The sequence below is a fragment of the Streptomyces sp. WMMB303 genome (assembly GCF_029351045.1).
Classification (GTDB): Bacteria; Actinomycetota; Actinomycetes; order Streptomycetales; family Streptomycetaceae; genus Streptomyces.
Map to the genome: position 1 here is coordinate 6,282,509 of NZ_JARKIN010000001.1, position 25,954 is coordinate 6,308,462.

The following is a 25,954-nucleotide window of genomic DNA, read 5'->3' on the forward strand; positions in this document are numbered from 1 at the left end:
TCACGCCCCTCCGTTTCCGGTCATGGCCACCACGGCGATGACGGCGAGCGCCAGGGAGCCCGTCAGCAGCGCGCCGAGGTAGGTCTGCACGTTGCCCGTCTGGGCGCGCCGGACGGCGGCGCCCAGCAGGCGCGGGGCGCGTCCGGCGGCTGCCACGTAGGTGTCGACGACCGCGCTGTCCAGGAAGCGCACCAGCCCGGCCGCGCCCTGGACGGGGCGTACGACCAGGGCGCGGTAGAGCGCGTCCAGATGGAATCCGGCCGCCGCGTGCCGGTGCAGCGGTCCGAGCAGCAGCACGCCGGGGTCGGCGTCGTGTTCGGGGTGGAGGGCGGCGAGCGCGCTGCTGTGCCGCCAGGTGGCGTAGGTGAGCAGACCGCCGACCAGGGCGACGCCGGTGGCGAGCACGGACGTGGTCAGTGTGGGGGTGAGGGACGCGCCGTCGAACCAGTGGGGCAGTACGGGGAAGGCGATGCCCAGGGCGAGTGAGGGCAGCGCGAGCGTCCACAGGACGAGGTTCATGACGGCCGGGGCGGGGCGGTGCTCGTCCTGGCCGACGTGCCGCTGCACGGGGCCCGGGGTGGCGAGCTCCGTTTCGGGCGCCTGCTGCGGCACCGCTTCGGGGACGTGTTCGGCGGCTTTCTCACCGGTGACGGCGAGCGGTGCGACGGCGGGGCCGCCCCGGAAGGCGAGCAGCCACAGCCGGGCCGCGTAGGCGGCGGTCAGCAGCGCGGTGAGCAGGCCGGCGGCCAGGACGATCCAGCCGGCGCCCGCGGGCACCGCGTGCGCTCCGGCGAAGGGGGGATGCGCGTCACCGAAGGCGGCGTGTTCGGCCGCGGCCAGCACGGCTTCCTTGGAGAAGAAGCCGGAGAACGGCGGGATCGCGGCGAGGGCCAGCAGGGCGATGGTCATCGTCCAGTAGGCGTCGGGGACGCGCCGGGCGATGCCGCCCGTGCGGGCCATCACCGTCAGCGAGTTGGTGCCGGCCGCGTGGATGACGACCCCGGCCGCCAGGAACAGCAGCGCCTTGAACGCGCCGTGGACCAGCAGGTGGAAGACGGCCGCGCCGCGGTCGGCGACGGCCAGCGCGCCGGCCATGTAGGCGAGCTGGCTGATGGTCGAGTAGGCGAGGACGCGTTTGATGTCGTCCTGGGCGAGCGCGGCGAGCGCCGAGCCGGTCATGGTGAGCGCCGCCAGCACCGCGAGGACGAGGAGTGCGGCGGCGGAGGCGGTGAAGACGGGCAGCAGCCGGGCCACGAAGTAGACGCCGGCCGCGACCATGGTGGCGGCGTGGATCAGCGCGGAGACGGGGGTGGGGCCGGCCATCGCGTCCGGCAGCCAGGAGTGCAGCGGCAGCAGCGCCGACTTCCCGGCGACCCCGGCGAGCAGCAGCAGCGCGATCACCGTGGGGTGGGTCAGCTCGTACCCGGAGAGGCTGGAGGTGAGGCGGGTGACGACGGTGCTGATGCGGAAGCTGCCGGCCTCCGAGGCCAGCGCCAGGATGCCGATCAGGAACGGCACATCGCCCAGCTTGGTGACCAGGAAGGCCTTGAGGGAGGCGGCACGCGCCGCCGGGGTCTCCCAGTAGTGCCCGACCAGGAAGTAGGAGCAGATGCCCATGACCTCCCAGCCGACGAGCAGCACGATCAGGTCGTCGCTGTAGACCACGAGGAACATCGCGGCCGTGAAGAGCGAGACCAGCGCGGCGTACGAGGCGTAGCGCGGGTCGTCGCGCAGGTAGCCGGTGGAGTAGAGCTGCACGCAGGTGGCGACGACCCCGACGAGGACGGCGACCAGGACCGCGAAGCCGTCGAGGTTGAGCGCGAGCTGGAGGGGGAGCGCGTCGTTGCCGGTGGGTGCGAGTTCGGTGGCCGCGCGCAGGGCCGGGCCGCCGCCCTGGCGGGCCGCGACGACGACGGCGAGGACCGCGGCGGCGAGGGTGGGCAGGACCGCGAGCGGGCGGACGAAGCCGGGGGCGCGGCGGCCGAGGAGCAGCCCGGCGAGCGCACCGAGCGCCGGGAGGACGGGGACCAGCGCTGCCAGTGTCGTGGTGCTCACGCGTGCCGCCTCCCTGCGGCGGGGCCCTGGACCTGCTGGTCGGAGCCGCTCTCGGCGTCGTTGTCGGTGGCGGGTGCCGGACTCTTCTCCACGTGTGAACCGCCGCCGGAGTCGCCCCCTGGCGGGCCGTCGCTCTCGTGGAGGTCCCGCAGTCCGTCGATGTCGGAGCTGCCGCGGTTGCGGTGGACGAGCAGGACGATGGCCAGACCGATGCCGATCTCGGCCGCGGCGATCGCGATGGTGAAGAGGGTGAGCGCCTGGCCCGCGTGCAGTGTGTCGCGGAGCCAGACGTCGAAGGCGACGAGGTTGATGTTGACGGCGTTGAGCATCAGCTCGACGGCCATCAGGACGAGGATGGCGTTCCGGCGTGCGAGGACGCCGTAGAGGCCGACGCAGAAGAGCAGGACGGCGAGTACGGCGGGATACGCGAGGTGCATCAGCGCTCACCGGCCCCGGTGCGCCCGGTGGGGAGGGCGCGGTCGCCGTCGCGGCGGGAGAGGACGATGGCGCCGACGAGTGCGGCGAGCAGCAGCACCGAGAGCGCCTCGAAGGGCAGCACCCAGTGCCGGAAGAGGGCCGTGCCGGTGACCTCGGAGGAGCCGCTGCCGGGTCCCGCGGGGTCCGCCAGGTCGATCCAGGTGGCGCGGAAGGCGTCGACGACGACGGTCACCAGGGTGGCCGCCGCCGCCAGGGAGACGGCGAGTGCCGCCCAGCGGTTGCCGGAGTCCGCGTCGGGTGAGCGCCCGATGGGGGCCCTGGTCAGCATGAGCCCGAAGAGGATGAGGACGACGACGGAGCCGACATAGATCAGCACCTGCACCCAGGCGATGAACTCGGCGGTCAGCAGCAAATACTCGACAGCGACCCCGCCGAGCGCGACCACCAGCCACAGCGCGGCGTGCACGAGCTGCTTGGTGGTCACCGTGACCAGGGCGGCGCCGAGGGTGACGAGGCCGACGAGCACGAAGACGATCTCCACCCCCGAGGGGGACAGAAAGCCGTGGTGGTCGGCGGCCGGGTGGGTGGCGGCCGCTCGCGCGAGAGCGTTCACTCGGCACCGCCTCGGGTGTCCTGGTCCGGCGCCTCCGCCGCGTCGTCCGGGCCGGGGTTCCGCGGCGCGTCCCGCTCGGGCTTCCGCGGCGGCCGGCCGGCTGTCCCGGCGGTCTCCTCGGCGGGGTGCTCGCGGTGCGCGGCCAGCATGTCGGCCTCCGCCACCTGGGCGGCCTTGTCGGCGGCCTTGCGGGCGGCGGCCACCTCCTTGGCCTCCTCCGCGCCCTCGTCCAGCGGCGGCGGCTCGGGCACGGTCCACATCCACTCGCGGAGGGTGTCCCGTTCGTGGGTCAGCTCCCGGATGTCGGTCTCCGCGTACTCGAACTCCGGCGACCAGAACAGCGCGTCGAAGGGGCACACCTCGATGCAGATACCGCAGTACATGCACAGGGCGAAGTCGATGGCGAACCGGTCGAGGACGTTGCGGCTGCGCTCGCGGCCGCCCGGCGCGGCGGGGGGCACCGTCTCCTTGTGCGAGTCGATGTAGATGCACCAGTCCGGGCACTCACGGGCGCAGAGCATGCAGACGGTGCAGTTCTCCTCGAACAGGCCGATGACCCCGCGGCTGCGGGACGGCAGTTCGGGCTGCGTGTCCGGGTAGTGCTCGGTGACCGAGCGCCGGGTCATGGTCCGGAGCGTGACGGCCAGGCCCTTGGCCAGCCCGGAGCCGAACACTCCGCGCCGCGCGCCGGGCCGCTCGGCGGGCGTGCCCGGGGAAGAGGCGGGGGACACGGCTACATCACCACCTTGACGACACCCGTGAGGGCGATCTGGAAGAGGGCGAGCGGGACGAGAGCGGTCCAGGCCAGCCGCTGGATCTGGTCCTCGCGCAGCCGGGGGTAGCTGACCCGCAGCCAGATCACCCCGAAGGCGAGGACGCCGGTCTTGAGCAGCATCCACAGCCAGCCCAGGCCGTCCGCGAAGGGACCGTGCCAGCCGCCGAGGAAGAGCACGGCCGTCAGCGCGGAGAGCACGACGATGCCCGCGTACTCGGCGAGCAGGAAGAGCGCGAACCGCAGCCCGGTGTACTCGGTGTACGCACCGAAGATGATCTCCGAGTCGGCGACCGGCGCGTCGAACGGCGGGCGCTGGAGCTCGGCGAGGCCCGCGGTGAAGAAGACCACCGCCCCCACCGCCTGCCACGGCAGCCACCACCACTCCCACACCCCGAGGATTCCGGGCAGCGAGAGGGTGCCGGCCGCCATGGTGACGGACGCGGCGGCCAACAGCATCGGCAGCTCGTAGGCCAGCAGCTGGGCCGCGGTCCGCAACCCGCCCAGCAGGGAGAACTTGTTGGCCGATGCCCAGCCGCCCATCAGCGAACCGAGGATGCCGACGCCCATCACGGCCAGCACGAAGAAGATCCCGGCGTCCAGGACCTGCACGACGCCGCCGCCGGGTGCCACCGGGATCGCGACGAGGACGAGCAGATACGGGATCAGGGCGAGGGCGGGAGCGAGCTGGAAGACCCGCCGGTCGGCGCCCTCGGGGACGATGTCCTCCTTCTGCGCGAACTTCACCCCGTCGGCGACCAACTGGGCCCAGCCGTGGAAGCCGCCCGCGTGCATCGGGCCGACCCGCCCCTGCATATGGGCCATGACCTTGTGTTCGGTCTGCCCCACCAGCAGCGGCAGCACGAGGAAGGAGAGCAGCACGGCCAGCAGCCGCACCGCGACGTCGACGGCGTCCATCAGGCTCCGTCCCCCTCGTGACGGTCCCGCTCCTGCTCCCGCTCCCGTCGGTCCCGGTCGGTGTCCGGCGCGGGGGTTTCGGCATCCGAGCGCCCGTCCGTGCCTCCGCCGTCGCCGGTCCGGGAGGTGTCCGGGGAGGGCGCCGTCGCGTCACCGCCGGACGGGGCGGGCTGGTGCCAGGGCGCGTCGGTCGAGCGCGGTGGGGCGGGAGCCGCCTCCGCGTCCTGCTGGGAGGCCGAGCCGGCGCGTGCGCTGCGGGTGCGGCGCGGCGCGTCGCCCGCGGCGCGGCGGGTGCGTTCGCGGGTGGGCGCCGGGGGGAGCTGTCCCTTGAGGGGCCCCCACTCGTTGGGGTCGGGGACTCCCGGGGGGAGCATCTGGCGGCGCTTGGGTCCGCCGTGCCCGGACTCGCCGGGCTCCTTCGCGCCGGGCCAGGCCTTGGCGACCCGGGCCGCGAGGACGAAGTCCTTGCGCAGCGGGTGCCCCTCGAAGGAGTCGGGCAGCAGCAGCGGCACGAGGTGCGGGTGGCCGGGGAAGTCGATGCCGAACATCTCGTGGGTCTCCCGCTCGTGCCAGGCGGCACCGGCGTAGACCCCGGTGGCGGTGGGCAGCGCGGGCGCCTCGTGGGGCAGCGTCGTCCGCACGACCAGGCGGCGGACGCCGCGGCCCGCCGCGGGCAGCGCCACCAGGTGCGCGCACACCCGGATGCCGGTGCCGGGCTCGTCGACGGCGCTGAGCCAGTCGAAGTAGGTGCAGCCGAGGTCGTCGCGGGCCGCGGTCAGCGCGGGGAGCCAGGCGTCGGCCGGCACGTCGGCGGTGAGCAGCCCGTAGGCGTCCGCGGCCGTCGCGCCCGGGCCGAAGAGCTCCTCGGCCGGCCGCGGCAGCCAGCCGGGGTGCTGGGGCGGCTCGGTCACCGTCCGTCCCCCTCCCGGTCGCCGTCCGGGGTCGCCTGCGGCGCGGCGGACGCCGCGGGCGGGGCGACCAGGCCGCTGGTGAGGGCACCGGCGGAGGGTGCGCCCGCGTCGCGTCCCGTATAGCGGTCGGCGGTGGACTCGGCGGCGATCTTCTCCTGGAGCTTGAGCACGCCCTGGAGCAGCGCCTCGGGCCGGGGCGGGCAGCCGGGCACGTAGACGTCGACGGGGATGATCTGGTCGACGCCCTTGGTGACCGCGTAGGAGTCCCAGTAGGGGCCGCCACAGTTGGAGCAGGCGCCGAACGAGATGACGTACTTGGGCTCGGGCATCTGTTCGTAGAGGCGTTTGACCGCGGGTGCCATCTTGTCGGTGACGGTGCCGGAGACGACCATCAGGTCGGCCTGCCGGGGGCCGGGAGCGAAGGGGATGACACCGAGCCGGATGAAATCGTGCCGTGCCATGGAGGCGGCGATGAACTCGATGGCGCAGCAGGCCAGCCCGAAGTTGAAGACCCACAGGCTGTAGCGGCGGCCCCAGTTGAGGACCACCTTCATCGGTTCGGGCGCCAGCCGCGAGAGCAGGCCGAGCTGGGACCGCCCCTCGGCGCGCGGCACCGCGGCGGGAGCCGGTGCGGCGGAGGTCGGGGTGTTCGTTACGTCCATTCCAGGACGCCCTTCTTGTACGCGTAGAGCAGGCCGACGGCCAGGAAGCCGAGGAAGACGAACATCTCCGCGAGCGTGGTGGCGCCGTAGCCGGGCGCGGCGAACACCGTCGACCAGGGGAACAGGAAGACGGAGTCGACGGCGAAGATGACATAGAGGAAGGCGTAGACGTAGTAGCGGACCTGGGTGTGCGCCCAGCCCTCGCCGACGGGGTCGACGCCGCACTCGTAGGTCAGCATCTTCTCGGGGGTGGGGACCACGGGCCGCAGCAGCCGACCGGCGGCGAAGGCCGCGCAGACGAAGAGCACACCGACGACGGCTACCAGCCCGACGACCGTGTAGCCGTGGAAGTAGTCCGGCACGCCTGCCCCGTCCTGAGTGTCGGTGGGTACGTTCGAGGATCTGTACGCACGGAGTGTAGGCCCTCGGGGAGTCACCGAGGACGGCCGCGTCGTACTCGCGGGCCTCTGCCGCGGGGCCGCGGCCACCGCCGCCCGGGCCGCCCCGGATCCGGAACCACCACCTCCGACGCCGCTTCCGACACCCGTGTCCGGTGGCGGCCCCGACTCCGCCCCCGGCGCCGCGCCGCCGCGTTCGCCCTTTCCGATGGTGATCCGCGTCACGCCGGGGTGGGCTCGGCCCGGTGCCCGTTCGAGGAGCCCTCCAGCAGAGAGGCGGAGTCTGGCGGCACGGCGCACTCCGTGGCGGCAGCAGCGCACGCCGGATGTCTCAAAAATCTGTCCACGATGGGAACAGCCACGGGAAGGCAACCCTTAGCAACGTACGATGGCAGGCGAGCCGCCGCCTTGAGGGAGGTCCGATCCACCGTGACCAGTCAGGTCAGCAGCCCAGCCGGGCCACAGTCCGGTCCCGAGGGGGACCGGGACAGCGGACGGGACAAAGAGGTCCGGCGCCTGGACCGGGTGATCATCCGGTTCGCGGGAGACTCCGGCGACGGTATGCAGCTCACCGGAGACCGCTTCACATCCGAGACGGCCTCGTTCGGCAACGACCTGTCGACGCTGCCGAACTTCCCGGCCGAGATCCGCGCCCCCGCGGGCACCCTGCCGGGCGTCTCCAGCTTCCAGCTGCACTTCGCCGATCACGACATCCTGACGCCGGGCGACGCCCCGGACGTGCTGGTGGCGATGAACCCGGCGGCACTGAAGGCGAACATCGCCGATGTGCCGCGCGGCGCCGAGATCATCGTGAACACGGACGAGTTCACCAAGCGCGCCATGACGAAGGTCGGCTACGACGCCAGCCCGCTGGAGGACGGCTCGCTGGACGGCTACAGCGTCCATCCCGTACCCCTGACGACGCTGACGGTCGAGGCGCTCAAGGAGTACGAGCTGGGCCGCAAGGAGGCCGGGCGGTCCAAGAACATGTTCGCGCTGGGTCTGCTGTCGTGGATGTACAACCGGCCGACCGAGCAGACCGAGGCGTTCCTGCGGACGAAGTTCGCCAAGAAGCCGACGGTCGCCGAGGCGAACATCGCGGCGTTCCGGTCCGGGTGGAACTTCGGCGAGACGACCGAGGACTTCGCCGTCTCCTACGAGGTCGCTCCCGCCTCCGGCGCCTTCCCCGCCGGGACGTACCGGAACATCTCCGGCAACCTGGCCCTGTCCTACGGACTGATCGCCGCGTCCCAGCAGGCGGACCTGCCGCTCTTCCTCGGCTCCTACCCGATCACCCCGGCCTCCGATGTGCTGCACGAGCTGAGCAAACACAAGAACTTCGGCGTGCGCTCCTTCCAGGCCGAGGACGAGATCGCGGGGATCGGCGCCGCGCTCGGCGCCGCCTTCGGCGGTTCGCTGGCGGTGACCACCACCTCGGGGCCCGGCGTGGCGCTGAAGTCGGAGACCATCGGCCTGGCCGTCTCGCTGGAGCTGCCGCTGCTGGTCGTCGACATCCAGCGCGGCGGCCCCTCCACCGGCCTGCCGACCAAGACCGAGCAGGCCGATCTGCTGCAAGCGATGTACGGGCGCAACGGTGAGGCGCCGGTGCCGATCGTGGCCCCGGCCACCCCGGCCGACTGCTTCACCGCGGCGCTGGACGCGGCGCGGATCGCGCTCACCTACCGGACCCCGGTGTTCCTGCTCTCGGACGGCTATCTGGCCAACGGCTCCGAGCCGTGGCGGATCCCCGAGGTGGACGAGCTGCCCGACCTGCGGACACAGTTCGCTTCGGGGCCCAACCACGAGCTGGACGACGGCACCGAGGTCTTCTGGCCCTACAAGCGCGACCCGCACACTCTCGCCCGCCCGTGGGCGGTGCCCGGCACACCGGGGCTGGAGCACCGGATCGGCGGCATCGAGAAGCAGGACGGCACCGGGAACATCTCCTACGACCCGGCCAACCACGACTTCATGGTCCGCACCCGGCAGGCCAAGGTGGACGGCGTCGAGGTACCGGACCTGGAGGTCAGCGACCCGGGCGGGAACGCCCCGCTGCTGGTGCTGGGCTGGGGTTCGACCTACGGCCCGATCACGGCCGCCGTACGCCGCGTCCGCAACGCCGGGGGTGAGATCGCGCAGGCCCATCTGCGGCACCTCAACCCGTTCCCGGGGAACCTCGGCGAGGTGCTGCGGCGCTACGAGAAGGTCGTCGTACCGGAGATGAATCTCGGCCAGCTCGCCACCCTGCTCCGCGCCCGCTACCTGGTCGACGCGCAGTCGTACACGCAGGTTCGCGGCCTGCCGTTCAAGGCCGAGCAGCTCGCGACCGCACTCAAGGAGGCCATCGCACATGGCTGAGACGTCCCCCGGTCCCGCTCCGGAGACCGCCCGGACCCAGCACAACGGCGCCCCCGCGGCCGCGTCCGAGGCACTGTCGCTGGTGCCGCGGGCGGTCGGCAAGCAGTCCATGAAGGACTTCAAGTCCGACCAGGAGGTCCGCTGGTGCCCCGGCTGCGGCGACTACGCGGTGCTCGCGGCCGTCCAGGGGTTCATGCCGCAGCTGGGTGTGGCGAAGGAGAACATCGTCTTCGTCTCGGGCATCGGCTGCTCCTCCCGCTTCCCGTACTACATGAACACCTACGGGATGCACTCCATCCACGGCCGCGCCCCGGCCATCGCCACCGGCCTGGCGGCCTCACGGCGCGACCTGAGCGTCTGGGTGGTGACCGGTGACGGGGACGCGCTCTCCATCGGCGGCAACCATCTGATCCACGCGCTGCGTCGCAATGTGAACCTGAAGATCCTGCTGTTCAACAACCGGATCTACGGACTGACGAAGGGCCAGTACAGCCCGACCTCGGAGGCCGGGAAGATCACCAAGTCCACGCCCATGGGGTCGCTGGACGCGCCGTTCAACCCGGTCTCGCTGGCGCTGGGCGCCGAGGCGTCCTTCGTGGCCCGTACGGTCGACTCGGACCGCAAGCACCTCACCGGTGTGCTGCAGGCGGCCGCCGACCACCCGGGCTCGGCGCTGGTGGAGATCTACCAGAACTGCAACATCTTCAACGACGGCGCCTTCGAGGTCCTCAAGGCTGCGTCTTCCCAGGATGGGTCACAGGCTCAGGAGGCCGTGATCCGGCTGGAGCACGGGGAGCCGATCCGCTTCGGCGCCCCCGCCGAGGACGGGCTCGGCTCCCAGGGCGTGGTCCGCGACCGGGCGACCGGCGACCTGCGGATCGTGGACGTCCGCGACGAGGGCACCGCCGAGGTGCTGGTGCACGACGCCCACGCCGCTTCGCCGACCTCGGCGTTCGCGCTCTCCCGGCTCGCCGACCCGGACACACTGCACCACACCCCCATCGGTGTGCTGCGCGACGTGCGACGCCCGGTGTACGACACCGAGATGGCCGACCAGCTCGAACGCGCCGTCGAACAGCACGGCAAGGGCGACCTGTCCGCGCTGCTGCACGGCAACGACACCTGGACGGTCGTGGGCTGACCCCCGACCGCCCCGGCGGCCCGGCACCCTCCCTGGGTGCCGGGCCGCTGTGCGTCGGGCCGATCCGGACGAGGACCGTTCCCACGGTCGCCCGCCGACCGCCGGGCCGCCGCCCGCCAGGGCCGTATCCCGGCGCCGGCCCCGCGGAGTCCGGCGACAGGACCAAAGCTCGAAACGGGAATGACAAGACGGTCGGCTCCCGTTACCTTGCGGAGAGCTTGCACAACACATCCGAGAAGAAGGCAGGGAGGGTCATGCAGACACCGAGTACACAGCGCACCGGGCTGCTGTTCGGCTTCGCGGCGTACGGGATGTGGGGCCTGCTGCCCCTCTACTGGCACGCGCTCTCCGACATCGGCGCGGGCGAGGTCCTCGCCCACCGGATGGTCTGGTCGCTGCCGACCGCCGTGCTGATCCTTGCCCTGCTGCGCCGCTGGTCCTGGGTGACCGCACTGGTGCGCCAGCCCAGGAAGCTGGCATTGGTGGTGCTGGCCTCCGCCGTGATCTCGCTCAACTGGGGGCTGTTCATCTGGGCGGTCAGCACCGACAAGGTGCTCGAATCCTCCCTCGGCTACTTCATCAACCCGCTGGTCTCCATAGCCTTCGGCGTCCTGCTGCTGCGGGAGCGGCTGCGTCTCGCCCAGTGGGCCGCCGTCGCGGTCGGCGCCGCGGCCGTCGTCGTGATGACCGTCGCCTACGGCAAACTGCCCTGGCTCTCCCTCTGCCTGGCGTTCAGCTTCGCGACCTACGGGCTGATCAAGAAGCACGTCAAGCTGGACGGGGTGGCCGGCTTCAGCGCGGAGACCGCGGTGCAGTTCCTGCCCGCGCTGGGCTTCCTGTTCTACCTCGGCTCACGCGGCGACTCCTCCTTCGCCACCGGCGGACTCGGCACCACGGTGCTGCTGGCCTTCGCCGGTGTCGCCACCGCGCTGCCACTGATCTTCTTCGGCAGCGCGGCGGTACGGCTGCCGCTCTCGACGATCGGGCTGCTGCAGTACCTGGCCCCCGCCTTCATGTTCCTGCTGGGCCTCACCGTCTTCGGCGAGGAGATGCCACCGGAGCGGTGGGCCGGATTCGGCCTGGTGTGGGTGGCGCTGACCATCCTCACCTGGGACGCGCTGCGCACCGCCCGGCGGGGACGGGCCGAACTGCGGGCCGCGGCGCGACGGGCGCGCGAGGAGACCGCGGAGGCCGCTGCCGCGGAGGCCGCCGGTACGGCCGGCGCCGGTACGGCCGTCGCGGGGGCTGCCGAACGCTGACCCCGCGGGGCGCTCGCCCGTCCGGGTCCGCGGGCCCGGGGGCACTCCCGGTCTCACCCCCGGGGGTGCCCCCGTCCCGTTGTTCGACCGGCCCGGCCTCTCGGTGGCGGCCGAAGAAGCCGGGGGCGTGCCCCCACGAAGCAACGCACCCCGCGGACCGGCCCGCCGGCCCCGCAGCAGGCCGTCAGGCCGTCAGGCCGTCACGTCGCGACTGGTGAAGGCGGCCCACGCCGCCGAGCCGAAGAGTGCCGTGTAGAGGGCCTGCACTCCGAGGTTCTTCAGGATGTCGTCCCAGTAGACGGGGTCCCGCAGCAGGTCGGCGAAGCTGAGCCAGTAGTGCGGGAACAGGTACGGATGGAACGCGTCCAGTTGCGGGATGGCGTTGAGGATCTGCACCGTGATCAGCAGCCCGACCGTGGTGGCCATGGCGGCGATGCCGCTGTTGGTGAGGGACGACACGAACAGTCCGAGCGCCGCCAGACCGAGCAGGCTGCCGGCGACCAGCACGGCGATGGCCCCCGCGCGCAGCAGCCCCTCTCCGAAGGAGACCGCGGTGCCGGACAGCAGGGTGACCTCTCCGGTGGGGAAGAGCAGCGCTCCGGTCGCCAGCGCGGCGACCGCCACCGTCAGCGTCGCGGCCAGGCAGAAGGCCACCACCGTGGTCAGCTTCGCCAGCAGCAGCCGGGTACGGCCCGCCGGGGCGACCAGCAGATAGCGCAGGGTGCCCGCGCCTGCCTCTCCGGCCACCGCGTCCCCGGCCACCACACCGACCGCCATCGGCAGGAAGAACGGCAGCGTGGCGGCGAGCGAGGTGAACACCAGGAACAGCCCGTTGTTGGTCACCTGGGAGATGAAGGCCGGGCCCTCTCCGCCGCCGGACCCGACCGACCCGCCGTCGCTGGTCTCGACCTTCACCGCGATCCCGACCAGCACCGGGACGGCCGCCAGCACGCCCAGCAGCGCCAGGGTGCGCCAGCGCCGGAAGGTGACCAGCAGTTCGCTGCGGAACAGCTCCAGCAGCCACAGCGGCGACACCCGGGGCGCGGAGCGCGGCCCCGCCGGGGGACGTGCGGCGGCCTCCGGCGGTTCGTGCGTCGGGTCGTGCATCGGCTCAGCCCGCGACATCGAAGCCCTCCCCGGTGAGTGAGACGAACACGTCCTCCAGCGACGCCTGCCGTACCCCGAAGGCCCGGACCCGTACCCCGGCCCGGACGAGGGCGGTGTTCAGCTCCGCGGGGTCGCCCGGCGGCGGATCGCCGCTCAGCTCCTCCCCCGCGGTGCTCAGGTCGGACACCCCGTGCTCCTTCAGCACCCGGGCGGCCTCGCCCGGGTCCGGGGTGGTGACGGTCAGCCGGCCGCGGGCGCCGGCCGACATCTCGGCGACGGTCCCCTGGGTCACCAGCCGGCCGTGGTGCATGACGGCCGTGTGGGTGCAGACCTGTTCGATCTCGTCCAGCAGGTGGGAGGAGAGGAAGACCGTGCTGCCGTCCTGTGCCAACTCCCGGATCAGTGAGCGGATCTCCCGCATGCCCTGCGGGTCGAGCCCGTTGGTGGGCTCGTCCAGGACGAGCAGCTCGCGCGGCTGCAACAGCGCGGCCGCCAGTCCCAGGCGCTGCTTCATCCCCAGCGAGTAGGCCCGTGCCTTCTTGGCCGCGGCGCCCGAGAGGCCCACCCGTTCCAGCGCCCGGTCCACCCGGGACGCGCGGGTGCGCGGGTCGGCGGTGGGGTCGGCGGCGTCGTACCGCAGCAGGTTCGCACGCCCCGAGAGGAAGCCGTAGAGCGCGGGCCCCTCGATGAGAGCACCCACCCGGGGCAGCACCCGCCGTCCGGAGCCGGGCATCGGTTCGCCGAGCAGATGCGCGGCACCGCCGGTGGGTTCGATGAGGCCGAGCAGCATCCGGATGGTGGTGGTCTTGCCCGAGCCGTTGGGCCCGAGGAAGCCGAAGACGCTGCCGCGCGGGACGGACAGGTCGAGCGCGTCGACGGCGAGCTGACCACCCCGATAGCGCTTGGTGAGTCCCTGGGTAGCGATCACCGGACCGGTGTCCCGCACCACGGCGGTCTGCTCGGCCATAGGCCCTGTCCCCTGCCCTTCCTCGTCGTGCCCCGGCCGGTCACCCGATCGGCCGCCCGGCCCTCGTCCGCGTGCCGCACCGGCCGCGCCCGCTGCGGCCGGTGGTCCGCCGAGCGCCGGTCTCCCGATGGTTCACGGGAGACCGGCGCACCGGCGCGGCAGGTGCCGCGAGCCGCGGGACCCCGCTACTCGGCGCCCACGTGCTCGTCGGCCGCCTTGACCAGACCCTCCTTGGTGACAGCACCGACGTAGACCTGGCCGTCCTCGGTCATCAGGGCGTTCACCAGGCGGGTGCTGAAGACCCGTCCGGTACCGAAGTCGCCCTTCACCTTGTCGGTGAAGTTGTCCAGCAGCTCCTCGGCACGCTTGTCGCCGCCGGACTTCCCGCCGCCCGGCCCACCGGGCATCCCGCTGTCGAACGTGGCGACCTTGCCCCAGTCGCCCGCCGAACCGCCCAGGAGCTCCAGGCCGGACAGTCCGCCGGGCCCCTTCGGGGCCCGCCGGTCGCCGTCCGACTTGCGGTCCGGCTTCGCCTCGGTGACCTCGGCGTCCTTGGGCGGCCGGAAGGTGAAGCTGCTCGCGTCCGGCTTCCCGAAGTCCACCTTGGTGTAGGCCACGTCGATCGCGGGATCGCCGCCCTTCTTCGGGTGGACGGTGAACCTCAGCGGCAGCCCCTTGTCCGCGTCCACCGCTATGCGGACCGACTCGATGGTGGAGTCGTTCGCCCCCTTGGGCTTGACGACCAGTTGGTAGGCGTCCCGCCCGGCGACCTTCGCCGTCCCGTCGACGGCCACGGAGGTGGACGAGTCGAGGTTCTTCAGCAGCTGCTTCGCGGCCTTCTGCGGGGTGACCGCATCCGGGCCGGCCGGCCCGTCGTGCTTCCCACGCCCGCCGCCCTCGGGCGCCTCGGCGTGCCAGGCCGCGTTGCTGCCACTGTCGTAGGCCCACAGGTCACGTCCGCTGTGCACCAGGCTGTACTCGGCGGCGTCCTCCATGATCGAGACACGCTGCTTGTCGGGGCCGTCGGCGGCGAAGCGCAGCAGATGCTCGCCCGAGGCCAGCTCGGACAGCTTCTTCCCGGGAGAGGCGTCCTGCTGCCCGGCCTTGCCCTCCACGCCGTCGGCGGAACCGGAGCCGTGTGCTCCGCCGCCGAAGCCGCCGCTCCCGCCGCCGCCCGGCAGCGAGGGCAGGCCGAGATCGGTCTTCACCCGGACGGTGCCGGACAGTTGGTCGACATCGGACGCGGCCACCTTGGCGACCAGGTCCTCCGCCGTGATCTTCGGCAGATCGGGATCGCCCGTGCTGGCGAGCGCGGGTACCAGGCCGACGGTCGCGGCGGCGACCCCGGCGACGGCGACCGGTACGCCGTACCGCACCGCCCGGCGCCGGGGCTTCCTCGGTTGGATCTGTGCCATCTGTCTGTCCTACCTCCGTGTCGGCGGCGGCTCCATAGGTCGCACTCGTCCACCCCTTGCCGCCATTCTCACCCGAATCGGTGCGGGGTGGTGCTTCCATGGCACCAAATCCTGCGCTCCACCGCGTCAGCCGTCGGAGGCACATTCCGCTACTCCCCCGGGATGACCGTGCTCCGCCTCCGGGTTGGTGCCGGGCGCGACCGACTCAGGGTCGAGTACCGGCCGATGCCCGGAATCCCGCGGTCACGGGCCCGCGAAGCCGGGGTTCTCCGGTGCCGAGCGGGGCACGGGCGGTGCGCGGCCGGGGCCCTCTGACGGGAAGCCGGCACGACGGATCCGGAACCGGACGGCCCGGGCGGTCCGCCCGGCGCGTGAGGTCAGCCCGCCCGGTCCACCACGGCCGTGCACAGCCCGGCCAGGGCGGCCTTGGCGGCGTTGTCGGGCAGCGGGGCGAGCATCTCGCGGGCCTCGTCGGCGTACCGGACGGTCGCCCGGCGGGCCTGCTCCAGCGCGGGGTGGACACGCAGCGCGGCCAGCGCCTCGGCGAGCCGCCCGTCGTCACCGAGGTCCCCGTCGAGCAGTGCGCACAGTTCGCGGTCCTCGCGGGTCCCCTCCGGGCTCGCCGCACGCGCGCGCAGGTACAGCACCGGCAGCGTGGGGATGCCCTCCCGCAGATCGGTGCCGGGCGTCTTGCCGGACTCGTGCTCGTCGCTGGCGATGTCGAGGACGTCGTCGGCGAGCTGGAAGGCGACGCCGACCCGCTCCCCGTACTGGGTGAGCACCGAGACGGTCCGCTCGTCGGCGCCGGACATCATGGCGCCGAACCGTCCGGCGACGGCGATCAGCGAACCGGTCTTGCCCGCGATCACCTCGAGGTAGTGGTCGATGGCGTCGTGGCCGTCGGCCGGACCCGCGGTCTCCATGATCTGGCCGGTCACGAGCCGTTCGAACGCCTGGGCCTGGATCCGGACGGCCTCGGGGCCGAGGTCGGCCAGTATGTGCGAGGCGCGGGAGAAGAGGAAGTCACCGGTCAGGACGGCGACGGAGTTGTCCCAGTTGGCGTTGGCGCTGGGCACGCCGCGCCGTACGTCGGCCTCGTCCATCACGTCGTCGTGGTAGAGCGTGGCGAGGTGGGTCAGCTCGACGACGACGGCGGCGGGCACCACCCCGGGCGCATGCGGATCGCCGAACTGGGCCCCCAGCATGACCAGCAGTGGCCGGAAGCGCTTGCCGCCGGCCCGCACCAGATGCTGCGCCGCTTCCGTTATGAAGGCGACGCCGCTCTTGGTGGCCTCCATGAGGCCCTCATCGACGGCCGCCAACCCGGCCAGGACGTCTGCTTCGACAGCCTGGTCCCGCACGCTCAGCCCGAAGGGCCCGACGACGGTCACGAGGGGTACTCCTGTCTGCGTACGTGGAACGAACGGGTCCGGATGGTCCGGTACCGGTCGGCGCCGCCTCCGGCGGGTGGCTGTACCCGCCCGGCGTTCCCGGTGCTGCGGTCTTCCTGGTGTGCGGTGTTCTTCACGTCTTCTCGGCCGGATGCCACTGTCGGCCAGGTGCACCCTCCCGGGGCAGCGTAGCCGGTCACATAACGATCACGGTCGGCGCCTGCCCAGCAGAACACTCCTGACACGCCATGCCGGTATATACCGGATCAGGGGTACGTCCCGCATCAGACGCGTTCCGCGCGAGACGCCCCGGCGCGATCGGGCCGATCTTTCGCGGAAACGGGTAGGTCCAGGGCCGGCATCCGGCACATAGCCTGACCCCCATGAGTGACAGTGCCCTTTTCGGCCCGGACAACCTTCCGTACGGCCTCTTCAGCACCCCGGACCGGGCCGGCCACCGCCGGATCGGCGTCCGGTTCGGCGACGACGTGCTCGACCTGGGCGCCGCGGCCGCCGCGTTCGGCTCCACCCACGCCGACGTGCTGCGAGCGCCCTCGCTCAACCCGCTGCTGGCGCTGGGCCGGCCCGGGTGGCAGGAGGTGCGGGCGCAGCTCCGCGCCTGGCTGACCGAGGACGCGCACCGCGAGACCGCGGCCCGCCATCTGCTGCCGCTCTCCGAGGTGCGGCTCCACCTGCCGTTCGAGGTCGCCGACTACGTCGACTTCTACGCCAGCGAACATCACGCCACCAACGTCGGGCGGATCTTCCGCCCCGACGGCGACGCCCTGACCCCCAACTGGAAGCACCTGCCCATCGGATACCACGGGCGCGCCGGGACGGTCGTCGTCTCCGGGACACCCGTGGTGCGCCCGCAGGGCCAGCGCAAGCCCCCGAACGAGCCGCTTCCCGTCTTCGGCCCCTCGCGGCGGCTGGACATCGAGGCGGAGGTCGGCTTCGTCGTCGGCACTCCGAGCGCGCTGGGCGCCCCGGTGGGGCTGGCCGGGTTCCGCGACCACGTGTTCGGCGTGACGCTGCTCAACGACTGGTCCGCGCGTGATCTGCAGGCGTGGGAGTACGTACCGCTGGGCCCCTTCCTGGGCAAGTCGTTCGCCACCTCCGTCTCCCCGTGGATCACCCCGCTGGACGCGCTGGACGCCGCACGGGTGGCGCCCCCGCAGCGCGACGCCCCGCTGCTGCCCTACCTGAACGACGAGGCCGACGGGGTCGAGCCGGGCGGAATCGATCTGCGGATCACCGTGCGGCTCAACGGCCATGTGATCGCCGAGCCGCCGTTCTCCACCATGTACTGGACCGCGGCGCAGCAGCTCGCGCACATGACGGTGAACGGGGCCTCGCTGCGGACCGGTGACCTGTACGCGTCCGGCACCGTGAGCGGCCCGGAGCCCGCGCAGCGCGGCTCCCTGCTGGAGCTGACCTGGGGCGGGCGCGAGCCGCTGGAGCTGCCCGACGGGGAGCGGGCCTTCCTGGAGGACGGCGACGAGGTGGTCCTCACCGCCTGGGCCCCCGGCCCGGAGGGGACCCGCGTCGGCCTGGGCGAGGTCCGCGGGCGGGTGGCACCCGCCGCCGACGCCGCCTGAGGCACCCGCGGCCGCGCCCCCACATGCGTGCGCGCCCGGCCCGCCGCGGCGGGCCGGGCGCGCATGCCCTCACTCCGGGGGACCGCCCGCCAGCGCCGCCAGCACCCCTTCCCCGTACGTCGCCAGCTTCTTCTCCCCGACACCGGTGATCTCGCCGAGCTCGCCCAGGGTCCCGGGCCGCCGCACCGCGATCTCGCGCAGGGTCGCGTCGTGGAAGACGACGTAGGCGGGGACGCCCTGCTCCCGCGCCTGCTCGGCCCGCCAGCCCCGGAGGGTCTCGAACAGCGGTACGGCCTCCTCGGGCAGCTCGGCGGCCACCGCCGCCTTGCCGGAGGAGCCGCCGCCCGGCCGGTTCCCGGCAGGCCCGGCAGCCGTGCGGGACCGCGCCGGAGCCGGGTCCTTGCGCATCCGCACCTCCCGCTGGGCGCGCAGCACGGTGGCGCTCGCGTCGGTGAGTACCAGCGTGCCGTGCTCACCCTCGATCTCCAGCAGCCCCTGGGCGATCAACTGCCGGATGACGCTGCGCCATTCGCCCTCGGCCAGCTCGGTGCCGATGCCGAAGACCGACAGCCCGTCGTGGTCGAACTGGATGACCTTGGCCGTCCTGCGGCCCAACAGGATGTCCACGAGCTGCCCGGAGCCGAACTTCTGGCCGCGCTCCCGCTTGAGCCGGACGACGGTGGAGAGCACCTTCTGCGCGGGCACCGTGCCGTCCCACGACTCCGGCGGGGACAGGCAGGTGTCGCAGTTGCCGCAGGAGGGCTCGGCGGCCCCCTCGGCCGGCTCCTGGCCGAAGTAGGCGAGGAGCCGGCCGCGCCGGCAGTGGACCGTCTCGCACAGCGAGAGCATCGCGTCCAGGTGCGAACGCGCCCGGCGCTGGAAGGCCGGATCGCCCTCGCCGCTCTCGATCAGCTTGCGCTGCTGGACGACGTCCTGGAGGCCGTAGGCGAGCCACGCGTGCGAAGGCAGTCCGTCGCGCCCGGCCCGGCCCGTCTCCTGGTAGTAGCCCTCGACCGACTTGGGCAGGTCCAGGTGTGCGACGAACCGCACGTCGGGCTTGTCGATCCCCATGCCGAAGGCGATGGTGGCCACCACGACCAGCCCGTCCTCGCGCAGGAAGCGGGCCTGGTGCGCGGCGCGGGTACCCGCGTCCAGCCCCGCGTGGTAGGGCACCGCCTCGACGCCGTTGGCGCACAGGAACTCGGCGGTGCGCTCGACCGCGTTCCGCGACAGGCAGTAGACGATGCCCGCGTCGCCCTCGTGCTCCTCCTTGAGGAAGCGCAGCAGCTGCTTCCTGGGGTCGCGTTTGGGCACGATGCGGTACTGGATGTTGGGCCGGTCGAAGCTGGCGACGAAGTCGCGCGCCGCGGGGAGCCCGAGCCGCTGGACGATCTCCTGGTGGGTGGCGCGGGTGGCGGTGGCGGTCAGCGCGATGCGCGGCACGTCGGGCCAGCGCTCGCCGAGCATCGACAGGTTCAGATAGTCGGGCCGGAAGTCGTGGCCCCATTGGGCGACGCAGTGTGCTTCGTCGATCGCGAAGACGGACACCTCGGCGCGCTCCAGCAGCGCCGTCGTGTTCTCCAGCCGCAGCCGCTCGGGGGCGATGTAGAGCAGGTCGAGCTCGCCCGCCAGGAACTCGGCCTCCACCACCCGGCGCTGGTCGAGGTCGAGCGTGGAGTTGAGGAAGCCGGCGCGGACGCCCAGCGCCTTCAGCGCGTCCACCTGGTCCTGCATGAGGGCGATGAGCGGCGAGATCACCACGCCCGTACCCCGTCTGACCAGGGCGGGGATCTGGTAGCACAGGGATTTGCCGCCACCGGTGGGCATCAGCACCACCGCGTCGCCCCCCGCGACGACGTGGTCGATGACGGCTTCCTGCTGTCCGCGGAAGGCGTCGTAGCCGAAGACCTTGCGCAGTACCCGCAGCGCCCCCGTCTCGGACGTCCCACCCGGCCTCTCGGCACTCTCCTGAAGCATGCCCGCCACGATAAGCCGGATGGCCGACATCCGGTGCCGGGTCCGAGGGGGAGCCGTCGCCGGAGAAAGCGCCTATTGTCGTACACCTGCCACTGATCCAGTCCGGTGCCCGCGGCACCCCGCACCGCCCCGGCAGCCCGGACCGCACGGGGCACCCCCCTGAAGAGCGCCCCTCAGGGGTCGCGCGGCGAGAGCAGATGCACCGATTCCTGCTCGCGGGGATCGGTACGGGCCACCACCACGGTCACCGGCTCCTCACCGGTGACCGGCATGTGCGGCATGTTCGCGGGCACATAGACCATGTCGCCCGGGTGCAGGGTGTCGCGGTGCGAGAGGTCCTCCCCGTGCCAGATCTCATGCGCCCCGCTGACGACGTATATGGCCGACTCGTGGCCCGCGTGCAGATGGGGCTCCCCACGGGAGTTGGCCGGGATGTGCAGGACGTGCAGACACAACCCCTTGGCCCCCACCGACTCCGCCGACACCCCCTCACTGAAGACGCCGCCCTGCTTCCCCTCGTAACCGCCGTTCTCCCGGCGGAGAATCACACAACCCATGACTGGAATTCCTACCGTTTCAGCGCGCCTGTTGTCACCGACAACCTCACAAGAAGCCGCCAGAGGCCCGGTCGCGGGTCTCTGGCGGCATCTCCCCGGTCGGTTCGTACGACCGGCGGCTAGGACGTGGAACGGCGGACCGCAGAGGGCCGCCGCGCGGTCGCTCCTCCGCTCACCGCACGAACACCCCCGCCTGTCCGGCCAGGTCGAGGAAGTACTGCGGCGCCACCCCCAGCACGACCGTGACCACGACACCGAGCGCGATCGCCGAGGTCGTCATGACACTCGGCACCGCCACACTCGGCCCGTCGGCCCGCGGCTCGCTGAAGAACATCAGCACGATGACCCGCAGATAGAAGAACGCCGCGATGGCCGAGGCGATCACACCGACCACGACCAGCGCACCCGCGCCGCCCTCGGCAGCCGCCTTGAACACCGCGAACTTCCCCGCGAACCCGGAGGTGAGCGGAATACCCGCGAACGCCAGCAGGAAGACCGCGAACACGGCCGCGAGGAGCGGTGAACGCCGCCCGAGTCCGGCCCACTTGGACAGGTGCGTCGCCTCGCCGCCCGCGTCCCGCACCAGCGTGACCACCGCGAAGGCGCCCAGCGTCACGAAGGAGTAGGCGGCCAGATAGAACAGCACCGAGGAGATGCCGTCCTCCGAGGTGGCGATGACACCCGCCAGCAGGAAGCCCGCGTGCGCGATCGAGGAATAGGCCAGCAGCCGCTTGATGTCCGTCTGGGTGATGGCGACCACGGCACCGCCGAGCATCGTCAGGATCGCCACGCCCCACATCACCGGCCGCCAGTCCCAGCGCAGCCCCGGCAGCACCACGTACAGCAGCCGCAGCAGCGCGCCGAACGCCGCCACCTTGGTGGCCGCCGCCATGAATCCGGTCACCGGCGTCGGCGCGCCCTGGTACACGTCCGGGGTCCACATGTGGAAGGGGACGGCACCGACCTTGAACAGCAGGCCCATCACGACCAGCGCACTGCCGATCAGCAGCAGCGCGTCGTTGCCCGTGGTGTCCGCCAGCACCGGGTCGCTGACCGCGTCGGTCCCGGCCACCACCCGGGCGATGGACGAGTAGTTGACGGTGCCCGCGTACCCGTACAGCAGCGCGATACCGAACAACAGGAACGCCGAGGAGAACGCGCCCAGCAGGAAGTACTTGACCGCCGCCTCCTGGGACAGCAGCCGCCTGCGGCGGGCCAGCGCGCACAGCAGGTACAGCGGGAGGGAGAAGACCTCCAGCGCGATGAAGAGGGTCAGCAGATCGTTCGCCGCCGGGAACAGCAGCATGCCGGCGACCGCGAACATCAGCAGCGGGAAGACCTCGGTGGTCGTCCAGCCCGCCTTGACTGCCTGCTGCTCCCCCTCACCGCCGGGCACCGAGGCGGGCTGCGCCGCGAAGGAGTCCACCCGGCTGCCGTGCGCCGCAGGCTCCAGCTTGCGCTCGGCGAAGGTGAAGACACCCACGATCCCCACCAGCAGCAGCGTGCCCTGGAGGAAGAGCGCGGGCCCGTCGACGGCCAGCGCTCCCATGCCGGCGATCTGCGCCTTGGTGGTGGCCGCGCCGCTCGCCGCCAGCCCGATGACCGCGGCGAACGCGGAGGCCAGTCCGGCCAGCGCGACGAACAGCTGGGCGCTGTAGCGGGCCCGGCGCGGCGCGAACGCGTCGATCAGGACGCCGAGGGCGGCCGCACCCAGGACGATCAGCACCGGGGAGAGCTTGCCGAACTCGATGCTCGGCGCCTGCAGCGTGTCGCCCGCGCCCGCCGCGACTGTCCACAGGCTGGGGACACCGGACGCCGCGGACGCACCGCCCGCCGACGCCACGTCTGTCATACCGATCACTCGTGGTCACCTCCGCCGTGTCCGGCCGGCTTGTAGTCGAACCACGCCGAGGGATCAGTGTGGTCGGCCACGGGATGCTGCGGCTCGGGGTCCTTCTTCTGTACGTCCGAGAGGGTGTGCTCCACCGCGGGGTTCACGATCTCGGTGAGCGGCTTGGGGAAGACACCGAGGAAGAGCAGCAGCGCCACCAGCGGCGCCACCACGGCCAGCTCCCGCACCTTCAGGTCCGGCATCCGCTCGATCTCGGGTTTGCGCACCGGGCCGGTCATGGTGCGCTGGTAGAGCACCAGCACGTACAGCGCGGCCAGGACGATGCCGGCGGTGGCGATGATCCCGGCCACCGGATAGCGGCTGAAGGTGCCCACCAGCACCAGGAACTCGCTGACGAACGGCGCCAGACCGGGCAGCGAGAGCGTCGCCAGCCCGCCCACCAGGAAGGTGCCCGCCAGCACCGGCGCCACCTTCTGCACTCCGCCGTAGTCCGCGATCAGGCGGGAGCCGCGGCGCGAGATGAGGAACCCGGCGACCAGCATCAGCGCGGCCGTCGAGATGCCGTGGAAGACCATGTAGAGCGTGGCACCGCCCTGGCCCTGGCTGGTCATCGCGAAGACGCCCAGGATGATGAAGCCGAAGTGCGAGATGGAGGCGTAGGCGATCAGCCGCTTCATGTCCCGCTGTCCGACCGCCAGCAGCGCCCCGTACACCACGCTCACCAGCGCCAGGCCGAGCACCACCGGGGTGGCCCACTGGCTGGCGTTCGGGAACAGGCCCAGGCAGAAGCGGAGCATCGCGAAGGTGCCGACCTTGTCGACGACGGCGGTGATCAGCACCGCGACCGGGGCCGTGGCCTCACCCATCGCGTTCGGCAGCCAGGTGTGCAGCGGCCACAGCGGGGCCTTGATGGCGAACGCGGCGAAGAACCCGAGGAACAGCAGCCGCTCGGTCGTCGTCGAGATCGTCAGCTCGCCGCTCGCCCGCGCCTTCAACAGCTCCGGCAGCGAGAAAGTGCCCTCGCCCAGGCTGTCGGCGCTGACGACGAACAGCCCGATGACGGCGGCCAGCATCACCAGCCCGCCGGCCAGGTTGTAGAGCAGGAACTTCACCGCAGCGTACGAGCGCTGCTTGGCGCCCTCCTCCTCGCCGGCCGCGTGCGCCCGGTCCCCGAAACCGCCGATGAGGAAGTACATCGGGATGAGCATCGCTTCGAAGAAGATGTAGAAGAGGAAGACGTCGGTGGCGGCGAACGAGACCAGCACCATCGCCTCGACGGCGAGGATCAGCGCGAAGAAGCCCTGGGTGGGCCGCCAGCGGCTGTTCTCCCGCTCCTCGACCTGGTCGGCGTCGTGCCAGCCGGCGCCGATGACGAACGGGACCAGCAGCGCCGTCAGCGCCATCAGCGCGGCGCCGATGCCGTCGACGCCCAGTTCGTAGCGGACCCCGAAGTCGGAGATCCAGGCGTGCGACTCGGTCAGTTGGTAGCGGGCGCCACCCGGGTCGAAGCGGGCCAGCACCACGCCCGAGAGCACCAGCGTGGCCAGTGAGACGGCCAGCGCCAGCCATTTGGCGACGGTGCGCCGGGCCGCCGGAACGGCCGCCGTGGCGACGGCCCCGACGGCGGGCAGCGCTGCCGTGACCGTCAGCAGGGGAAATGACATAACTCAGACCGCCCTCATCAGCAGGGTCGCGGCGATCAGCACAGCCGCGCCGCCGAACATCGAGACCGCGTAGGAGCGGGCGAACCCGTTCTGGAGCCGCCGCAGCCGTCCGGAGAGACCGCCGAAGCCGGCGGCCGTGCCGTTGACGGCGCCGTCGACGACCTTGTTGTCGACGTAGACCAGGCTGCGGGTCAGATGCGTACCGCCGCTGACCAGCACCACGTGGTTGAAGTCGTCCTGCAACAGGTCCCGGCGGGCCGCGCGGGTGAGCAGGCTGCCGCGCGGGGCGAGGGCGGGGACCGGCTTGCGCCCGTACTGGAACCAGGCCACGCCCACGCCCAGGACGAGCGAGACGATCGTCGAGGCCGTCACCGCGGTGGCCGAGACCGGGGAGTGCCCGTGCTCGAACGCCGTCACCGGCTCCAGCCAGTCCACGAACGCGTCGCCCGCCTTGAAGAGCCCGCCCGCGAAGACGGAACCGAAGGCCAGCACGATCATCGGGATCGTCATGATCTTCGGGGACTCGTGCGGGTGCGGCTCGCGGCCCTCGGCGTCCGGCTGCCAGCGCTTCTCGCCGAAGAAGGTCATCAGCATCACCCGCGTCATGTAGTACGCGGTGAGCGCCGCGCCCAGCAGGGTGACCGCGCCCAGGATCCAGCCCTCGGTGCCGCCCTTGCCGAACGCGGCCTCGATGATCTGGTCCTTGGAGAAGAACCCGGACAGGCCGGGGAAGCCGATGATGGCCAGATAGCCCAGCCCGAACGTCACGAAGGTGACCGGCATGTGCTTGCGCAGTCCGCCGTAACGCCGCATGTCGACCTCGTCGTTCATGCCGTGCATCACCGAACCGGCCCCCAGGAAGAGCCCGGCCTTGAAGAAGCCGTGGGTGACCAGGTGCATGATGGCGAACGCGTAGCCGATCGGCCCCAGTCCGGCGGCCAGGATCATGTAGCCGATCTGCGACATGGTCGAGCCGGCCAGCGCCTTCTTGATGTCGTCCTTGGCGCAACCGACGATCGCACCGAAGAGCAGCGTGACGCCGCCGACGACGACCACCACCAGTTGCGCGTCCGGTGCGCCGTTGAAGATCGCGCCGGACCGGGTGATCAGGTAGACGCCCGCGGTCACCATCGTCGCGGCGTGGATGAGGGCCGAGACCGGGGTCGGGCCCTCCATCGCGTCGCCCAGCCAGGACTGGAGCGGCACCTGCGCGGATTTGCCGCAGGCGGCCAGCAGCAGCATCAGCCCGATCGCGGTGAGCGTGCCCTCGCCCGCCTCCCCGGTGGAGGAGAGGACCGGCGCGAAGGCGAAGCTGCCGAAGGTGGTGAACATCAGGAAGATCGCGATGGCCAGCCCGGCGTCACCGACCCGGTTGACCAGGAACGCCTTCTTCGCCGCGGTGGCCGCGCTCGGCTTGTGCTGCCAGAACCCGATCAGCAGGTACGAGGCGAGCCCCACGCCCTCCCAGCCGACGTACAGCAGCAGGAAGTTGTCGGCCAGCACGAGCAGCAGCATCGCCGCCAGGAACAGGTTGAGGTAGCCGAAGAAGCGCCGCCGGCCCGGGTCGTGCTCCATGTAACCGACCGAGTAGATGTGGATGAGCGTGCCCACGCCGGTGATCAGCAGGACGAACGTCATCGACAACTGGTCGAGCTGGAAGGCCACATCGGCCTGGAAGCCCTCCACCGGCACCCAGGAGAACAGCTTGCTGTGCATGGCCCGGTCCTCGGCGCCCTCCCCCAGCATGGAGAGGAACAGCGCCGCGCCGATCGCGAAGGAGGCGGCGGCCAGCAGTGTGCCCAGCCAGTGCCCTCCGCGGTCCAGGCGCCGCCCGCCGCACAGCAGCACGGCGGCGCCGAGCAGGGGCACCCCGACGAGCAGTCCGATCATTGACTCCACTG

The 25,954-nt window shown here is 72.0% G+C and carries 21 protein-coding genes; 4 read left to right on the top strand and 17 right to left on the bottom strand.

Translation table 11 applies throughout. The annotated features are described in order from the left end of the window. The 8 genes from P2424_RS27360 to P2424_RS27395 form a co-directional block, all read right to left on the bottom strand. The gene (locus tag P2424_RS27360) at nt 1–2,055 is read right to left on the bottom strand and encodes an NADH-quinone oxidoreductase subunit L (protein ID WP_276478345.1); all 2,055 of its coding nucleotides are present in this window, start codon (nt 2,053–2,055) and stop codon (nt 1–3) included. Then, entirely contained in the window at nt 2,052–2,492 is a 441-nt protein-coding gene (gene nuoK, locus P2424_RS27365; RefSeq protein ID WP_276478346.1) for an NADH-quinone oxidoreductase subunit NuoK, read from the bottom strand. Before nuoK ends, P2424_RS27360 begins: the two co-directional genes overlap by 4 nt. Further along, nucleotides 2,492–3,106 (bottom strand): NADH-quinone oxidoreductase subunit J, encoded by a 615-nt coding sequence (locus P2424_RS27370; protein WP_276478347.1) that lies wholly within the window; start codon nt 3,104–3,106, stop codon nt 2,492–2,494. The genes nuoK and P2424_RS27370 overlap by 1 nt, the downstream gene beginning before the upstream one ends. After that, nucleotides 3,103–3,732: a 4Fe-4S binding protein gene (locus P2424_RS27375; RefSeq protein ID WP_276479151.1), complete on the bottom strand. Its 630-nt coding sequence runs from the start codon at nt 3,730–3,732 to the stop codon at nt 3,103–3,105. Before P2424_RS27375 ends, P2424_RS27370 begins: the two co-directional genes overlap by 4 nt. A gap of 107 nt (nt 3,733–3,839) precedes the next feature. Beyond that, nucleotides 3,840–4,799 (bottom strand): complex I subunit 1 family protein, encoded by a 960-nt coding sequence (locus P2424_RS27380; RefSeq protein WP_075003468.1) that lies wholly within the window; start codon nt 4,797–4,799, stop codon nt 3,840–3,842. Beyond that, complete coding sequence (locus P2424_RS27385) at nt 4,796–5,707, bottom strand: NADH-quinone oxidoreductase subunit C (RefSeq protein ID WP_276478348.1); 912 nt, start codon at nt 5,705–5,707, stop codon at nt 4,796–4,798. The genes P2424_RS27380 and P2424_RS27385 overlap by 4 nt, the downstream gene beginning before the upstream one ends. Then, a complete protein-coding gene (locus P2424_RS27390; protein WP_276478349.1) occupies nt 5,704–6,369 on the bottom strand; it encodes an NADH-quinone oxidoreductase subunit B in 666 nt (221 codons plus the stop codon). The genes P2424_RS27385 and P2424_RS27390 overlap by 4 nt, the downstream gene beginning before the upstream one ends. Beyond that, nucleotides 6,360–6,731 (bottom strand): NADH-quinone oxidoreductase subunit A, encoded by a 372-nt coding sequence (locus P2424_RS27395; RefSeq protein ID WP_276478350.1) that lies wholly within the window; start codon nt 6,729–6,731, stop codon nt 6,360–6,362. Before P2424_RS27395 ends, P2424_RS27390 begins: the two co-directional genes overlap by 10 nt. A 465-nt stretch (nt 6,732–7,196) precedes the next feature. On the opposite strand from P2424_RS27395, the gene P2424_RS27400 reads away from it, so the two are divergent. From P2424_RS27400 to rarD, 3 genes are all read left to right on the top strand, one after another. Then, entirely contained in the window at nt 7,197–9,125 is a 1,929-nt protein-coding gene (locus P2424_RS27400) for a 2-oxoacid:acceptor oxidoreductase subunit alpha (RefSeq protein WP_276478351.1), read from the top strand. 109 nt (nt 9,126–9,234) lie between these two features. Then, nucleotides 9,235–10,266 carry a 2-oxoacid:ferredoxin oxidoreductase subunit beta gene (locus P2424_RS27405; RefSeq protein ID WP_276479152.1) on the top strand — a complete coding sequence of 344 codons (1,032 nt, stop codon included), beginning with the start codon at nt 9,235–9,237 and terminating at the stop codon, nt 10,264–10,266. Between the two features lie 254 nt (nt 10,267–10,520). Next, nucleotides 10,521–11,525, top strand: coding sequence for an EamA family transporter RarD (gene rarD / locus P2424_RS27410; RefSeq protein ID WP_276478352.1), 1,005 nt, complete (start codon nt 10,521–10,523; stop codon nt 11,523–11,525). Nucleotides 11,526–11,717: 192 nt separating this feature from the next. On the opposite strand, the gene P2424_RS27415 is transcribed toward rarD, so the two are convergent. The 4 genes from P2424_RS27415 to P2424_RS27430 all read right to left on the bottom strand — a co-directional run bounded on the left by P2424_RS27415 (nt 11,718) and on the right by P2424_RS27430 (nt 16,405). Beyond that, complete coding sequence (locus tag P2424_RS27415) at nt 11,718–12,650, bottom strand: ABC transporter permease (RefSeq protein WP_276478353.1); 933 nt, start codon at nt 12,648–12,650, stop codon at nt 11,718–11,720. Next, nucleotides 12,637–13,599: an ABC transporter ATP-binding protein gene (locus P2424_RS27420; protein WP_276478354.1), complete on the bottom strand. Its 963-nt coding sequence runs from the start codon at nt 13,597–13,599 to the stop codon at nt 12,637–12,639. The genes P2424_RS27415 and P2424_RS27420 overlap by 14 nt, the downstream gene beginning before the upstream one ends. A gap of 185 nt (nt 13,600–13,784) precedes the next feature. Beyond that, nucleotides 13,785–15,014 carry a DUF2092 domain-containing protein gene (locus P2424_RS27425; RefSeq protein ID WP_276478356.1) on the bottom strand — a complete coding sequence of 410 codons (1,230 nt, stop codon included), beginning with the start codon at nt 15,012–15,014 and terminating at the stop codon, nt 13,785–13,787. Nucleotides 15,015–15,391: 377 nt separating this feature from the next. Beyond that, nucleotides 15,392–16,405, bottom strand: coding sequence for a polyprenyl synthetase family protein (locus tag P2424_RS27430; protein WP_276478357.1), 1,014 nt, complete (start codon nt 16,403–16,405; stop codon nt 15,392–15,394). A gap of 383 nt (nt 16,406–16,788) precedes the next feature. On the opposite strand from P2424_RS27430, the gene fahA reads away from it, so the two are divergent. Then, the gene (gene fahA / locus P2424_RS27435) at nt 16,789–18,003 is read left to right on the top strand and encodes a fumarylacetoacetase (protein ID WP_276478358.1); all 1,215 of its coding nucleotides are present in this window, start codon (nt 16,789–16,791) and stop codon (nt 18,001–18,003) included. Nucleotides 18,004–18,072: 69 nt separating this feature from the next. Here the strand turns inward: fahA and recQ are convergent, their stop codons facing one another. The 5 genes from recQ to nuoL all read right to left on the bottom strand — a co-directional run bounded on the left by recQ (nt 18,073) and on the right by nuoL (nt 25,952). Beyond that, nucleotides 18,073–19,980 carry a DNA helicase RecQ gene (gene recQ / locus P2424_RS27440; RefSeq protein ID WP_276478359.1) on the bottom strand — a complete coding sequence of 636 codons (1,908 nt, stop codon included), beginning with the start codon at nt 19,978–19,980 and terminating at the stop codon, nt 18,073–18,075. Between the two features lie 173 nt (nt 19,981–20,153). Beyond that, a complete protein-coding gene (locus P2424_RS27445; protein ID WP_276478360.1) occupies nt 20,154–20,537 on the bottom strand; it encodes a cupin domain-containing protein in 384 nt (127 codons plus the stop codon). 172 nt (nt 20,538–20,709) lie between these two features. Then, a complete protein-coding gene (nuoN, locus tag P2424_RS27450) occupies nt 20,710–22,389 on the bottom strand; it encodes an NADH-quinone oxidoreductase subunit NuoN (protein ID WP_276479153.1) in 1,680 nt (559 codons plus the stop codon). Between the two features lie 5 nt (nt 22,390–22,394). Beyond that, nucleotides 22,395–24,053: an NADH-quinone oxidoreductase subunit M gene (locus P2424_RS27455; protein WP_276478361.1), complete on the bottom strand. Its 1,659-nt coding sequence runs from the start codon at nt 24,051–24,053 to the stop codon at nt 22,395–22,397. Between the two features lie 3 nt (nt 24,054–24,056). After that, nucleotides 24,057–25,952 carry an NADH-quinone oxidoreductase subunit L gene (gene nuoL, locus P2424_RS27460; RefSeq protein ID WP_276478362.1) on the bottom strand — a complete coding sequence of 632 codons (1,896 nt, stop codon included), beginning with the start codon at nt 25,950–25,952 and terminating at the stop codon, nt 24,057–24,059. Nucleotides 25,953–25,954: the final 2 nt, after the last annotated feature.

What these genes read in the sequence shown, in the direction of transcription:
- P2424_RS27375 (WP_276479151.1), bottom strand. Translation starts at nt 3,732, where the DNA reads ATGACCCGGCGCTCGGTCACCGAGCACTACCCGGACACGCAGCCCGAA.
- rarD (WP_276478352.1), top strand. Translation starts at nt 10,521, where the DNA reads ATGCAGACACCGAGTACACAGCGCACCGGGCTGCTGTTCGGCTTCGCG.
- P2424_RS27390 (WP_276478349.1), bottom strand. Translation starts at nt 6,369, where the DNA reads ATGGACGTAACGAACACCCCGACCTCCGCCGCACCGGCTCCCGCCGCG.
- P2424_RS27420 (WP_276478354.1), bottom strand. Translation starts at nt 13,599, where the DNA reads ATGGCCGAGCAGACCGCCGTGGTGCGGGACACCGGTCCGGTGATCGCT.
- P2424_RS27445 (WP_276478360.1), bottom strand. Translation starts at nt 20,537, where the DNA reads ATGGGTTGTGTGATTCTCCGCCGGGAGAACGGCGGTTACGAGGGGAAG.
- P2424_RS27415 (WP_276478353.1), bottom strand. Translation starts at nt 12,650, where the DNA reads ATGTCGCGGGCTGAGCCGATGCACGACCCGACGCACGAACCGCCGGAG.
- P2424_RS27425 (WP_276478356.1), bottom strand. Translation starts at nt 15,014, where the DNA reads ATGGCACAGATCCAACCGAGGAAGCCCCGGCGCCGGGCGGTGCGGTAC.
- fahA (WP_276478358.1), top strand. Translation starts at nt 16,789, where the DNA reads ATGAGTGACAGTGCCCTTTTCGGCCCGGACAACCTTCCGTACGGCCTC.
- nuoN (WP_276479153.1), bottom strand. Translation starts at nt 22,389, where the DNA reads ATGACAGACGTGGCGTCGGCGGGCGGTGCGTCCGCGGCGTCCGGTGTC.
- recQ (WP_276478359.1), bottom strand. Translation starts at nt 19,980, where the DNA reads ATGCTTCAGGAGAGTGCCGAGAGGCCGGGTGGGACGTCCGAGACGGGG.
- nuoK (WP_276478346.1), bottom strand. Translation starts at nt 2,492, where the DNA reads ATGCACCTCGCGTATCCCGCCGTACTCGCCGTCCTGCTCTTCTGCGTC.
- P2424_RS27405 (WP_276479152.1), top strand. Translation starts at nt 9,235, where the DNA reads ATGAAGGACTTCAAGTCCGACCAGGAGGTCCGCTGGTGCCCCGGCTGC.
- P2424_RS27455 (WP_276478361.1), bottom strand. Translation starts at nt 24,053, where the DNA reads ATGTCATTTCCCCTGCTGACGGTCACGGCAGCGCTGCCCGCCGTCGGG.